We start from the raw sequence: 14479 nt of genomic DNA, 5'->3' as shown, positions 1-14479 counted from the left end.
CGTAAAACAGGAGAGTACTATATGAAGAACACATACTGGTTATTTTTTCTGTTCGTTGGTTTTATTTCAATTCAGCCAATTATTGATATGCTAACGACGTACATGGTTTTGAACATGGATAGTGGTCTCTCAATTGGGGTTGTTATTCGCTTTCTATATATGATTTTTGCGGGTGTCCTACTTTTAGTGTTTGCCAAACAATCAAAATGGGCTAGATATTCGATTATCTACCTTATTGTTTTTGCACTCTTTCTTGGACTCAATATCTACTTAAATCATCAATGGAAAGATCCTTATTATATTGGGCAAGAAATTAAATTTTTCAATAAGGTTGTTTATATGAACGTTACCTTACTTGGAATGATTGTGATGTTTTCACATTATCGATCGTCTGTGGATGTAAAAAGAATACTGAGCAAAAACTTATTGACTGCTTCACTCATCATCAGTATTGTTTTTATTGGTACAATGCTAACAGGTACAGCACTAGAGAGTTATCAGTATAATAAAATTGGATTCAAAGGCTGGTTTTATGCAGCGAATGAGCTAGGAGCAACCATTGCTATTTTGCTTCCTCTCACACTGCTTTTAGCTTTAGATAAAGTACGTTCGTTTTCAAAAGCTTATTACTGGATTCCTTTTATCTTGTTAGCTGTTTCGTCCATCATGCTTGGAACGAAAGTAGGCTTAGGTGCCGTTATTCTTTCTTTAGTTGTAGCAACAGTTGTCTTATTTGCAAAATTATTTACGAATAAACGCAGCTTAATTAAAGCCAACTTAGTAATCTCAATTCTGCTTTTAATTGTAACAGGAGCAACCACTCCGATTTCTCCAGCTTATAAAAACACATATACGCACATCGATATGTTAGAGGCTAAAAAAGAGAAAACAAAACAAGAAAAGCCGGAAAAGAAAGAAAAAGAAAAGCCGGCTAAAAAGAAAAAGCAAAAGGAACCAAATTTAGATGACAAAGATATTCAAAATCTGATTCTAAGCAGCCGTGAGCAATTTTTAGCTCATCATAAGGAAGAGTATGCAAAAGCACCTATTGCAAGAAAAATGATAGGTATGGGCTTTTCTGGTGACTATACAAAACAGCTTCCGCCAAAGATGATTGAAATGGATTTTTATGATCTGTTTTTCTCTTTAGGTATCATCGGATTTTTACTATGGGTTCTTCCACTTCTAGTAGTTGGTTTAACTGTATTGGTTCGATTATTTAAAGACCCGTCACAGCTTCTTGATGAAAGCTTTATGATGTATAGTACAGCAATTATATTAGCTCTTGGAATTGCTTTTGTAGCTGGGCATGTCTTCACCGCACCAGCCGTTACCATCTATTTTGCAGCAGTTGCTGCTTATCTGTTCGTCATTCATTTTAAACAAAGACAAGCATAAAAAAAACAGGCCATTGAAGGCCTGTTTTTTTATCTTTTTAATGGCTGAAGGCTTAACACCGTATCACCCGCATTAACGTTTATTTCTTGATCATGAGCAAAAAAACTCAATGCCTTTCCTTGCTTGCTTACTGCTAGTAAAAGAGAATCATCGCTTTTCTCCTCAAGATATGTTTCATACGTATATTCATCCGTAATTTTTGTATTGTAAATCGTATATCCGTGCTCCATTTTATGATGCAGAAACTCCCACGTAATTCCTTTCTTAAAGAGCATGCGTCCTCTTACAGTGTGCATAATTTCATCGACATCTTCTCTTGAATCTTCTTGATCACGAATACTCAATTGAAAAACATTGTTCCGTCCCATATCTTGAAGAAAAGCAGTACAAACAAGTGCATTATATGCATCTAACTCAGTTGCAGCAATCACGTATTCATAAGGAGTTAAATCTAGATGATATTCCGTTTGCTCAGCTAGAACTTCTCCGTGATACACATCTACTTCCGCTCTGCGCGCAACTCTTAACCGCTCCCACGAAGAATCAGCAACTAACACTGGATAGCCCAGCTGCTCTAACTTAGAAGCAAAGGCAACCGTAAAATCATTGCTTCCTACAAGCAAAATACCAGGTTCTTCTCCAATTGATAAATCAAGCTTCTTAGCTAGCCATGAAAGGGAAAAACCGTGTGCACAAACCGTAGCAAACACTAAAGCAAATGTCAGCGTTGTTAGAATGGAAGCATCTTTAAATCCTTCATCAATTAGTACTTTCGCAAAGTAGCTTGAGACCGTTAACGCTACAATTCCACGCGGGGCAATCCAGCCAATCAGTATTTTTTCTTTTATAGATAAATCTGTCCCTACCGTTGATAAAAAGATGGAGACAGGTCTGACAATAAAAAGCATAAGTAAAACAAACAAAATGATATTCCAATGAAAAATTTCAGTAATGGTCTTCATCGTCAGTCCAGCCGTTAACATGATAAAAATAGTAGAAGTCAATAGAACTGAAATGTTCTCTTTAAAATGTCGCATATCACTAATAGATGAAATATGCATATTAGCAAGGGTAATCCCCATCGCTGTTACTGCTAGAAGACCTGTTTCATGCTTAATTTCATCAGCTATCGTAAAACAGGCAATAACGACAATAAATACGACCGGGGATTTTAAATACTCTGGAATATGCCCCTTTTGAAACATCCATCCTATTCCGCGGCCAAGAAGCCATCCTATTAAAACAGCAATAATAGAAGCTGCAAAGAAAAAGAGAATTGTTTTTCCACTCACTTCTCTCAGCACTAAAAATTGAACAATTTCAAACGAAAAAACGGCCAGCAGTGCACCAAATGGATCAACAATAATACCTTCCCATTTTAAAATCGCTGCTGGTTTTGGTTTTAATTTAGCTTGTCGTAAAAGAGGTAAAATCACGGTTGGACCCGTTACAATAAAAAGCCCTCCGATAACAATTGCCACTGCCCATGATAAATCTGCTATATAATGAGCAGCTAAAGAGCCTAAAATCCAAGCTAGCATGGCTCCGAGCGTCACAATGCGAAACACGGGCTTTTCGATTCCCCTTACCTCTCTCATGTCTAAATTCAAGCTGCCTTCAAATAAAATAACAGCTACAGCAATCGACACAAAAGGATCAAAAAGCTGGGCAAACTGTGCTTTAGGATCAATTAAACCTAAAATAGGGCCTGTTAGCAGTCCGATAATTGACATCACGACAATTGCTGGTAACTTAAATCTCCAAGCCAGCCACTGAGATAGAACTCCTAGTCCCACTACGAGCGTGATATGTATAAGCATAGGTTCCATTGTATCTTCCTTCTCTCGTTCGCATAATGTGTATATATTTTCCCTAAAATAAACCGATGTTATACAGGAAGAAACAAACACTACCTTGTTTTACCACTTTTTCAAAAATGCTAAACGCATACTCTTTTCTTTAAATCCAAGCTATTTTCTTTCATTCGACACATATTTTACTCGTGTTTGTCGAATTTCACTTTATGATCAAATAATAAAAAGCCTTTAGCTTCTGCTAAAGACTTTTTGCCGGATGATCCAATTCATATAGCTTTTGATAGTGACTGTTCGTCGCAAGCAATTCGTCATGCGTTCCTCGAATGGCTATCTTACCATCTTGCAAAAATAAGATTTCATCCATTTTTTCCATCCCAACTAAATTATGCGTAACCCATATTAAGGTTTTGTCTTGAAGAGTTTCAAAGATAGTGGATAACAAGCGCTTTTCAGTCATAGCATCCAACCCTGCAGTTGGCTCATCTAGCATAACAATTGGCGTATGCTGAAGCAGAACACGTGCTAACGCAATCCGCTGACGTTCACCTCCTGAGAAGCGCTGACCTGTTTCAAGCATCGGCGTTTGATATCCTTGGTGCAAACCTTCCACAAGGGAGTGCATATTCACTTGCTTCATGACCTCAATTACTTCTTCTTTTGTGGCCTCTTCATTAGCTAGTAATAAATTGTTGGCTACGCTTGTATTAAATAAATAAGGATTTTGATTTAATACAGAGATGAGTTTTGGTACATCTTCACGAACTTCAGCAACAGACTGACCGTTTAGCTGAACTGTACCTTCTGTAGGTACTAAGGAGCCTTGCAGCAACTTTAATAGAGTCGATTTTCCAGCTCCACTCTTGCCAAGAATCGCAATTTTTTTCCCTTGCTCGACTTGAAATGAAAGATCATGAATGACTGACTCCTCCTCATTACTATAGCGAAAGCTTACATGCTCAACTTTTAATCTAACCGAATTCCATGAACCTTTATAAGGTAGAGAAAGAGTATGTTTTTTCTTTTCGTTCACAGCTTCCCAGTTCTTTTCCATTGTCTGTACTCTATTTAATGATTCTTCAAACTGAGGAATCTTTTCTACCGCATTAGATACTGGCAGCAGCGCTTCAGATAAAGGAAATACTACTAAAATAAAAGCAGCAATAAACACACCTGCAAGCTCTTTATCTGCAAAAAGAGAAGCCCCAAACCAAATCATTGTGACAATTAAACCTGCCACAATAAGTTGTCCAAACAATTCTCGGTAATACGTCCATAGTTTAAGCTTGCGATCCATGCCGTCTAACTCATTTTCTGTTTTGTTATACGAATGAAAAAATGATTGCTGCTGACCGCTTAACACCCAATCAGCCACTCCTAAAAAGCCGTCTGTGACCTTGGCATATAACTGTGCTTTGCTTGATTTATATCGCTGATTGGCTGCCTTCATATGCCAAAGGGAAAAAAGCGGCATCACTACTACTAATAAAAATAAATAGATGGCAATCAAACATGCAAACTTTAGGCTAAAGAATCCTAAAGCTACAATCGAAATAACGTATAAAATAACAGCTGAAATTGTTGGAAGAATGGTACGCAAGAACAAGTCTTGTAAACTTTCAATATCTTCCGCGAGAACGCCTAAAACATCTCCTGTTTGATAGCGAGATGTAGCAATTAACGGTTCAATCAAATGATAAAGACGTGTACGCATTTTAGCTAAAATGCGAAGAATAAAATCGTGACTGACAAGACGCTCCGCATAACGGAAAGCGGCTCGGCTTAAACCAAATGTACGCACAAGTACAATTGGAACATACACCAATAAAATCGTTTCTGGCCGTAAGGAAGAAGCTGAAATCAAATAACCTGACGTGAACATTAGCGCGCAAGCAGAACCAATCGTTAACATGCTTAGTAATAAGATAGAAAAGATACGATATTTATATGTTTTAAAGTAGGGCCATATCCAACTTTTATATTTCATCATATCTCCTCCTCTTCATGTAAAAATTGATAGTAAGCTCCTTTTTTTTGAATCAGTTCTTGATGATTACCGATTTCTGCAACCTTTCCGTCCTCTATTACAACAATGAGATCCATGTCTTTCATCCAATGCAGACGGTGCGTAGCTAAAATAAATAACTTATCTTGGAACATCGTTAAAATATCTTGCTTTAATTCATATTCCGTTTCAATATCGACTTGTGCCGTTGGTTCATCAAGCATAATAATAGGACGGTCGCTTAGAAATGCCCTTGCTAGAGCAATCCTTTGAGCTTGGCCGCCGCTAAGCTGCCGTCCCCCATCCCCTATCATTTCATTTTCCTTCTTAGGCATCTGTTGAACCGTTGATAAAAGTCCTGCTTTCGTTAAAGCATCTTCATAATCATATGAGCCGCCTCTGTCTTGATAAAATTCAATATTTTCTTTTACTGTTCCATTAAAAATAAATGGGTGCTGAGGGATATACGTAATCTGCTTTTGCCAAGCATCTGAGCGTAAATCAATTGGCACGCCGTTTACTTCAGCAGAGCCTTCTGTAGATTGTACAAAGCCGCTTAGTATATCAATAAGCGTCGATTTTCCAGCTCCGCTTTTTCCGATGATTCCAATTTTCTTCATTCCTTTAACATGCAGTGACACATCTTCAAGAGAAGGTGGATGCTCTTCGTCATATTTTACAGTGATATGCCTTAATTGAAGTTCACTGCTTTCAGTCCAACTAGGAACAGCTTCTTTTTTAGCGGACGGTTTTTCGGCCCGCTTCACAATCTTAAGTAATGCATCTCCGGATTCTTTTCCGTCTAATGTTGCATGGTAATCGTTTCCGACTTCTCGTATCGGCAGGAAATATTCAGGTGCCAGCAATAAAATCATAAGTGCAGGTTCTAATGTCATAGACCCGTTCACCAGCCGCAAACCAAGCATAACAGCCACGATGGCTACAGATAACATCGTAAAGAAATCTAGAGCAAACGTAGATAAAAAAGCAATTCGGAGCGTTCCCATTGTCGCTTTTCGATAACGGTCACTGACTCTTTCAATCGTTTCAGCATGTTCCTTACTTTTCCCGAGAAATGTTAAAGTTTCTAACCCTCGAAGCGAATCTACAAAGTGGTTGGACAACACGTGATATGTCTCCCATTGGCTATCTATTTTTTTTTGTGCAGCCAATCCAAGCAAAATCATAAATAAAATTAAAATTGGCATGGTCACAAGTAAAATAATGCCTGAAAGCCGATCATGGTACCAGACGAAAGCAAGCACTAGCCAAGGTGTAACGCTAATGGCGGCCAATTTAGGCAAAAACAGCTCGAGATAAGCGCGAAGCTTCTGTAGGCCTGTGGTGATGAGCGTCACCAAGTTTCCTGTTCCTTCATCTTTGGTAAAACGCGGCCCTAATGAAAAAATGCTTTGCATGACTATCAAACGAAGTTCCTGCGTCGTTTTGACTCCAAATTGATATGCTGTTTTTTTTATTATAAAACCTACGATCTGACGAATCATAAAGGCAGACAAAAACAATCCGATTGCTTTTGTCTGCGAAGTTAAACTTTCACCATGAAAAAGAGCAGTAATTACTTCGGCGAGCCACTTAGCTTGAAAAATAATGGCTACACTTTGAATAGTAATAAGCCCTATTAACATGGCAAGAACCATTTTTATTCCGTTGTAAACCATTAAATTTCTACCCATTAATACTCCATATGCTCCTTATGATCTACACGTTTTCTGAAAACGTAGTAGCTCCAAATTTGATAACCTAACACAAAAGGCAGTAATCCAATAGCAGCGTAAGACATAATTTTTAAGGAATAATTCCCTGATGCTGCATTATGAATCGTTAAACTATAGCTTTCATTGATTGAACTAACCAAAACGGTTGGAAACAATCCTGCAAATATAGAGGAAATTGATAAAATTAAAATTAAGCCAGACATAGCAAATGCCCATCCATCTTTTTTACGTGTAAGGAAAAATCCTGCTAGTAAATACACGAAAATACCGATGAAAAATGTATATAGCATCAAGCGGCTATGATTACTGAATATATCTGTTTCAAAAAACGTCATGCCTGAAAAGATAAGAAGTAATAAGGCATTTACAGGCAAAAGCTTCATAGCGACCTTACGTGAACGATCTCTAATATCGTCCATCGTACGGATCGTGGCAAAGATAAGTCCGTGCCATAAGCAAAGCATTGTTAACGTAACGCCGCCTGTGATGGTATATAGATTAACAATATCCGAAAAGGCGGCATTCATTTGCATGTTGCGCTCAACAGGCAGTCCTTTCATTAGCGCTGAAAATAAGATACCAAAAATGAGCGGTGGAAAAAGACTTCCAAAGAAGATAACCCAATCCCATGCATTTTTCCACGCTTGTTTTTCAACTTTCCCTCGAAATTCAAATGCTACACCGCGGCCAATCAGCGAAAGCAAAAGAAGAACAAAAAGAATATATGACCCGCTTAATAGCGTTGCATACCAGTTTGGAAAAGCAGCAAACATAGCACCGATTGCTGAAATTAGCCAAACTTCATTTGCATCCCAAAAAGGACCGATTGTATTAATAAAAGCTCGTCGCTCTAAGTCGTTTCTTCCTAAAAAACGAGACACCATTCCAATACCAAAATCAAAGCCTTCTAAAAAGATAAAACCAACAAACAGAATGGATACTAGTAAATACCAGAATTCATTAAGAGAAAACATTGTATCCCTCCTTTGTAAACGGATCAGTTGATACTACTTTTGTATGTGCTTCGTGATCGTGATCTGGACCTTTTTTAATTTCTTTAACGAACAAGAACACCATAATCACAGCTAAAATTAAATAAAAGAATGAAAACGAGATAATAGAAAACAGCAATTCACCTGCTGTTACACCAGGAGACACGGCATCTTCCGTTTTCATATAGCCAAATACAACCCAAGGCTGGCGGCCAATCTCTGTCATAATCCAACCTGCTGAGCTTCCAAGGAACGGAAAGGCAATGGCAATCGTCATAATACGTAAAAATAGTTTGCTCTCCTGAAGTTTTTTACGAGAAAGCAAGTACGTGCCCCAAATGCCTAATGCACATAATACGCCACCTAGACCAGCCATAATGCGGAAACTCCAAAATGTTGTCCGAACGGGTGGAATATAATTTCCTGCTCCATATTTAGCCGTATACTGCTCCTGCAGCTCGTTCATCCCAGGAACGGAACCTGAAAATTTCCCGTATGATAAGAAGCTTAATAAATAAGGTATTTTGATTTCTCCCGTATTTTTCTTTTCATCGGGGTGAATATTTGCTGTTACCGTCCAAGCGCCTGGACTTCCGCTGTTTTCCCATAATCCTTCACTTGCGGCCATTTTCATGGGCTGTGTTTTAACTAAGTATCCAGCCTGTTCATGACCAGATAACGCAATTCCTACACCTGAAACTAACCCTACAATAATGGCAACTTGAAATGATTTTTTGGCAAAAGCCAAATGTTTTTTCTTCAAGAGCATAATGGCACTGACACCCGTGATAAAAAAGGCGCCTGTTGCAAACGAACCTAAAATGGTATGAGGGAATTCAACCCACAGCTGACCGTTTGTTAACAATTTAAAGAAGTCATTCATTTCTAAACGGCCATTATTTAGCTCCATTCCAACCGGATGCTGCATAAAAGAATTAGCCGTTAAAATAAAGAACGCCGAAAAAATAGTACCTAGACTAACAAGCCAAATACATAGACAGTGCAGCCATTTAGGCAAACGATCCCACCCGAAAATCCACAGTCCAAGGAAAGTGGACTCCATAAAAAACGCGAGCAGTGCTTCAATAGCAAGCGGCGCACCGAATACATCTCCTACAAACCTTGAGTACTCTGACCAGTTCATGCCAAACTGAAATTCTTGTAAAATACCTGTTACGACTCCGACAGCAAAGTTAATCAGGAATAAGTGCCCCCAAAACTTTGCCATCTTTTTATACTGTTCATCTTTTTTTACTACGTACATCGTTTCCATGATCGCTACTAAAAAGACAAGACCGATAGATAGCGGTACAAAGATAAAATGAAACAGCGTCGTTGATGCAAATTGAATACGCGATAGTATAACTGTATCCATCTTCTTTCTCCTTTCATATATAAGAACATTCATCATTTCCATAGATACTTTGCTCATTTCTGAGTATCTTTTACTTACATTGTGAAACATTGAGCATAATAATTCGAGAGATATGCTCAGTGTTTCACATACATATGTAATATCTCTCTTTCTATTTACATAGTATAGTCTATTTTTTTAGCTGTGCACGTACATTTTTTGAACGTTTTTAGACTAAAACGTGACTTTCTTGTGACAAAAAAAGTGAAGGTTCTCTTTATTTTTTTCATAAAAAAAGCACGCTCTGATTTGAGCTTGCTTCTCTACGGTCGATATTTTGCTTTGGCATTTAATTTAGACTGACGAATGATTTGGTTGATGACTTCAGAAAACACAATACCAATGGCAATTGAACCTGAAATCATAAAGGCTTTCGCTGCAAGACTAATCGCTTCATTATAATTATTTTCTACAAAGTTACGCATGGCATCGTATGCTGTTCCTCCTGGAACTAGCGGAATAATACCTGCTACGGTGAAAATAATGATCGGCGTTCGGTAAATTTTTGCGTAAATTTGACTAATAATAGCAATAAAGAAGGCCGATGCAACTGTGCTTGGAATTTCATCTACGCCATAGAACGTTAGCAAATAGTAAATGAGCCAGCCAATCATTCCGACAAAGCCACTTTTTAATAATGATTCACGTGGAACATTAAAAATGATCCCAAACGCTGCTGAAGCAATAAAACTTGTAATTATCTGCTCTACGATATGCATATGATGCCTCCCTTCTATAGAAGCGTAAATACAATGGCAATACCTGCACCAATAGCGAATGCCGTCAGAAACGCTTCTGCTCCTTTTGATAATCCAGACAGTAAATGTCCCGCCATTAAATCTCGCACTGCATTGGTAATGGATAAGCCAGGAACGAGAGGCATAACGGATCCAATAATAATTTTATCAATTTGCGTGCCTAGTCCTGAAGCGACTAAGAGAGCTGATAAAAGTCCAATAACTAACGAAGCGGTAAACTCAGCAAAAAAGCGAATCGGAATAAGACGGTGGAAATACACCACGGTTAAAAATCCGAGACCTCCTGAAAACATAGCTGGAATAAAGTCCGTCCATAAACCTTGAAACATGATTAAAAAGCATCCGCTAGAAATGGATGCAGCTGCAAGTTGAACCCATAGTGGAAAAGCTACGTTCGTTGCTTCAATTTCTTGTAGCATTTCATACGCTTCCTCCAAGGAGATGTTTCCTTGACTGATTGTTCTTGAGACGCTATTTACCATGGTTACTTTTTTTAAATCCGTCGTTCGTTCGGAAATACGAATTAACTTCGTTTTCGTCGGTTCTTTCGTTTCAAGTGAAAACATAATCCCTGTTGGCGTCACATAGCTGTGGGATTTTTTTATACCGTAAGACGCTGCAATCCGCATCATTGTGTCTTCTACTCGATACGTTTCTGCTCCACTTTCTAACATAATTTTACCTGCTAGTAAGCTAACGTCCATAATTTCATATTTATCTAATTTTTGTTGTGTCATCAAATCGCTCCAAACATATTAAAGCTTGGTTTTTTCCCCTACAGCATACAGTGTATAAGAAAGAGGGAAGTGGACGCAATGGTTAATGCAAAAAAGTGTGGACTTTTTGTCTCACACTTTCAGGAATAGTATATACATTCCTTATCAATTCATACGTTTTGTGGTCTCACGCTCTACTAATACAGGTGCCATTTTATACTGTATCTGATCTATTTCTTGCTGATCATGAATTTGCTGAAGTAAGAGGTTTACTGCTTTTTCAGCCATTTTTTCCATCGGTTGACGGATAGTTGTTAGTGGAGGATGCGCTTCACTAGCTTCTGTAATATCATCAAACCCTATAACAGACAAATCTGCTGGAACGTGAAGCCCGTTTTGCCACGCACAGTGTATCACTTTCAGAGCGATGTAATCCGTAGCACAAATAAGCGCAGTTGGAGGCTCTGGATGATGAGCTAGCTCATTTATAAACTGATATAGTTCATCTGAGTTATTCATATCTTCTTTCACAAACTTTGCGTTTGCTGACGGTACATACTGATAAAAAAGAGACAGACGGTGCTCGACTCCGCTTACAGCTTTTCCAACGAACCCTATATTCTTATGACCAAGGTCCGTTAAGTGAGCAACAGCTAACTGCATTCCCACCGCATCATCTACATGTACAATCGGCCAAAGTGCAGAAGAGGCGTCTCCTGTAAGAGAAACGTAAGGCGTTTGATATTGTTTTAATACATCTACAAACGGATGCTGAGCAGCTACATAGTCTAATAAAATGACCCCATCAAACCAATGGTTCATCATAACATTTAATTGACGCTCAGCCGTTGTTTCTTCGTAATCCGTGTGTCCAATAAGGACGTCCATCCCTCGACTTTGGACTTGTTGCTGTACCTTTTTTAATAGTTCAATTAGAAACGGATCTTTTAAATCTCTAATCAATATCCCGATAATCCCTGTTTTTTGGGCCCGAAGAGCTGCCGCAAATGGATTCGTCTGATACCCTAAATGAGCTGCTGCTTTTAGTACTTTTTGTTTAGTTGTTTCACTAATTTTAATTTTACCCTCTTTATTATTGAAGATTCTTGATACCGTAGCTAATGAAACACCCGCTTCTTTTGCTACTTCTGTAATCGTGACTTTTTTTCTCCCCATTCGTACCGACTCCCATTTCCTTTTAGTCTATCGACCAAGTAAACATTTTTCTTTATTATACTACTAGAAGCCGGCACCACTGAAAACTACCTTCCCTACTTTTCACTAAACAGCCACTTTAACACATCTTGAATTTTTTGATCCCAATATGCCCAGTCGTGACTTCCTTTTTCTTCTTCATATGTAAAACAAATAGGCTCTTGCTTACAGCGCTCGGAAAAACGTTTATTTTCCTGATATAAAAAATCTTCCGTTCCACAGCATTGATAAATACGCGGGGTCACTTCTCCATAGCGCCGGCGATTTTCAAGCAGCCAGAAAAGATCATCCTCAGGTCTAATAACAGGCGGCATGCCAAAAATCAAAGGATAATCTAAAAACTGCACTTCTCCACGTCCTCCAAGCCCTTCAACGTCCATCACTCCTGATAAACTGGCAGCTGCAGAAAATTGATGCGGTTTGCGAAACGCCCATTTTAAAGCGCCGTACCCTCCCATAGAAAGGCCAGCTACAAAATTATCTTCTCTTTTTTCCGATAACGGAAAGAATGATCTAGCCAATTGAGGAAGTTCTTCTGTTACGAACGTCCAATACTTCTTTCCATAAGCCATATCTCTATAAAAGCTGCGATCTACATTTGGCATTACAACTGCAAGTCCTAATTCTGATGCGTAGCGTTCAATCGAAGTTCTTCTCATCCATATCGTATGATCATCAGAAAGACCGTGTAATAAATAGAGCGTAGGGTGTTTCTCACTTCTTGTATTGGTTTGTAAACCAATTTGAGATTTTGTTTGCTGCGGTATCAAAACGTTCATTGAGGTACTTATTTGCAATACTTCTGAAAAAAAATTACATTGCATAAACGCCATATTTCTCTTCCCCCTATTTTTTCTTCCCTATTGGTTGATAACAAAACGTACATAATTCATATAAAAGTTGAAAAATAGTTTGATTATTTACAATTTTTAGTTTAACATAAAAACATCTTTTATGAAAACGTTTTACGTATAACGTTTTTTTTAATTGAAATAGTGACGGTGATTCAAAGGAGGAATTTATATGGGGATAGTAAAAGTAACTTCTGACGAGTATAAGGAGCAAAAAGGAAATCTATTTTTCGTGATTTTCATTTCATGTGCAGCTGCTTTTGGAGGGTTGCTTTACGGCTATGACACAGCCGTCATTTCAGGAGCTATTGGGTTGATGAAAGTACATTTTAATCTCAGTCCAACGATGGTAGGTTTTGTTGTATCTAGTCTGCTGCTCGGTGGTGCCGTTGGGGTACTTGCTTCGGGGAAACTGAGTGATCGATTCGGTAGAAAAAGCATCTTACTTTTAGCAGCTTCTTTATTTGTCGTGTCCGCAATTATGCAAGCGCTATCTTCATCCATCTCTTTTGTGATTATTTCTCGAATTATTGGAGGACTAGGCATTGGTATGGCTTCTGTTCTTTCTATTACCTATATTTCTGAAATAGCCCCTCCGCACATGCGTGGCCGCTTAGGCTCTCTATACCAATTTGCTGTTGCCGTTGGGATTGTTTCTGTCTATTTTGTAAATGACTACATTTTATCTATTGGGGAAGACGCTTGGCAGAATTCCACGGGATGGCGCTACATTATCGGTGCTTCTGGTATTCCAGCTCTTTTATTTCTTCTTATTCTTTCTCCTGTTCCTGAAAGTCCGAGGTGGCTGGTAAAAGCAAACCGCACTTTAGAAGCTATGGACATTTTAATTAAAATCAATGGTACACACATTGCACGCCAAGAGCTGTATCATATTGAGCAATCGTTAAAAGAAAATCAACCGGCTTCTCTTTCGCTTTTTAAAGAGGCCTGTCTTCGAAAAGCGCTGCTTATTGGTATTCTACTTGCAGCCTTTCAACAGCTTGTCGGAATTAATGCCATTATTTATTACGCCCCGCAAGTTTTTGAAGCAGCTGGAGCTAGAGGAGATTTATCGCTCCTTGTTACGTCTATGATTGGTGTGGCTGCCTTTTTAGGCGTTCTTTGTTCCATGTGGCTTATCGACCGGATTGGCCGCAAAGCTTTATTGCTTATTGGCACGGCTGGTATGGCCGTTACGCAGCTTCTCGTTTCCTTTGGGTTTCATTCTCAAGGTACTGAAGGATTGACTACTAGTTTACTTATTGTTTTTTATTTATTTCTTTTTAATATTTCTATGGGACCGGTTGTATGGGTTGTGATTTCTGAAATTTTTCCTAATCACGCGAGAGGCTATGCAATGTCTATTTCTACGTTTTTCTTGTGGATAGCTAATTGGTTTGTATCTCAGTTTTTCCCTATCCTTTGGAACAAAGCTGGAGGATCTTTTACATTTTTATTCTTTATGGTTATGTGTCTCGCTTCATTTTTGTTTATATGGAAGTGGGTTCCGGAAACAAAAGGAAAGTCACTTGAAGAAATTGAACATATGTGGAAGTAAAAGAAGCCTGGGCATATGCCTC

General features: G+C 38.5%; 11 protein-coding genes. 2 read left to right on the top strand and 9 right to left on the bottom strand.

Going from position 1 to position 14479, the window contains the following annotated elements:
* Nucleotides 1-21: 21 nt before the first annotated feature.
* Nucleotides 22-1398 (top strand): O-antigen ligase family protein, encoded by a 1377-nt coding sequence (locus AC3WJG_RS16010; RefSeq protein ID WP_492588398.1) that lies wholly within the window; start codon nucleotides 22-24, stop codon nucleotides 1396-1398.
* 29 nt (nucleotides 1399-1427) lie between these two features.
* On the opposite strand, the gene AC3WJG_RS16005 is transcribed toward AC3WJG_RS16010, so the two are convergent.
* The 9 genes from AC3WJG_RS16005 to AC3WJG_RS15965 form a co-directional block, all read right to left on the bottom strand.
* Entirely contained in the window at nucleotides 1428-3227 is a 1800-nt protein-coding gene (locus tag AC3WJG_RS16005) for a cation:proton antiporter (protein ID WP_060745895.1), read from the bottom strand.
* A gap of 226 nt (nucleotides 3228-3453) precedes the next feature.
* Nucleotides 3454-5202: a thiol reductant ABC exporter subunit CydC gene (gene cydC, locus AC3WJG_RS16000; protein ID WP_337134426.1), complete on the bottom strand. Its 1749-nt coding sequence runs from the start codon at nucleotides 5200-5202 to the stop codon at nucleotides 3454-3456.
* Nucleotides 5199-6911: a thiol reductant ABC exporter subunit CydD gene (gene cydD / locus AC3WJG_RS15995; protein WP_028409736.1), complete on the bottom strand. Its 1713-nt coding sequence runs from the start codon at nucleotides 6909-6911 to the stop codon at nucleotides 5199-5201. The genes cydC and cydD overlap by 4 nt, the downstream gene beginning before the upstream one ends.
* Nucleotides 6911-7927 (bottom strand): cytochrome d ubiquinol oxidase subunit II, encoded by a 1017-nt coding sequence (gene cydB / locus AC3WJG_RS15990; RefSeq protein ID WP_098526036.1) that lies wholly within the window; start codon nucleotides 7925-7927, stop codon nucleotides 6911-6913. The genes cydD and cydB overlap by 1 nt, the downstream gene beginning before the upstream one ends.
* Nucleotides 7914-9320, bottom strand: a complete 1407-nt coding sequence (locus tag AC3WJG_RS15985; RefSeq protein WP_025752440.1) for a cytochrome ubiquinol oxidase subunit I — start codon at nucleotides 9318-9320, stop codon at nucleotides 7914-7916. The genes cydB and AC3WJG_RS15985 overlap by 14 nt, the downstream gene beginning before the upstream one ends.
* 302 nt (nucleotides 9321-9622) lie before the next feature.
* Nucleotides 9623-10078, bottom strand: coding sequence for a threonine/serine exporter family protein (locus tag AC3WJG_RS15980; protein ID WP_013059882.1), 456 nt, complete (start codon nucleotides 10076-10078; stop codon nucleotides 9623-9625).
* 14 nt (nucleotides 10079-10092) lie between these two features.
* Nucleotides 10093-10854: a threonine/serine exporter family protein gene (locus AC3WJG_RS15975; RefSeq protein WP_013085528.1), complete on the bottom strand. Its 762-nt coding sequence runs from the start codon at nucleotides 10852-10854 to the stop codon at nucleotides 10093-10095.
* A 144-nt stretch (nucleotides 10855-10998) separates the two neighbouring features.
* Nucleotides 10999-12009 (bottom strand): LacI family DNA-binding transcriptional regulator, encoded by a 1011-nt coding sequence (locus AC3WJG_RS15970; protein WP_337134425.1) that lies wholly within the window; start codon nucleotides 12007-12009, stop codon nucleotides 10999-11001.
* A gap of 95 nt (nucleotides 12010-12104) precedes the next feature.
* On the bottom strand, nucleotides 12105-12881 hold the full coding sequence (locus tag AC3WJG_RS15965) for an alpha/beta hydrolase (RefSeq protein WP_098433222.1): 777 nt from the start codon (nucleotides 12879-12881) through the stop codon (nucleotides 12105-12107).
* 190 nt (nucleotides 12882-13071) lie between these two features.
* Here AC3WJG_RS15965 and AC3WJG_RS15960 point away from each other — a divergent pair, with 190 nt between their 5' ends.
* A complete protein-coding gene (locus tag AC3WJG_RS15960; RefSeq protein ID WP_098332531.1) occupies nucleotides 13072-14457 on the top strand; it encodes a sugar porter family MFS transporter in 1386 nt (461 codons plus the stop codon).
* The last annotated feature ends 22 nt before the right edge of the window (nucleotides 14458-14479 follow it).

Source organism: Priestia sp. FW507-14D1A (genome assembly GCF_058781295.1).
Note: the sequence above shows the minus strand (reverse complement) of the source record. Positions and strands in the feature narration are given on the sequence as shown.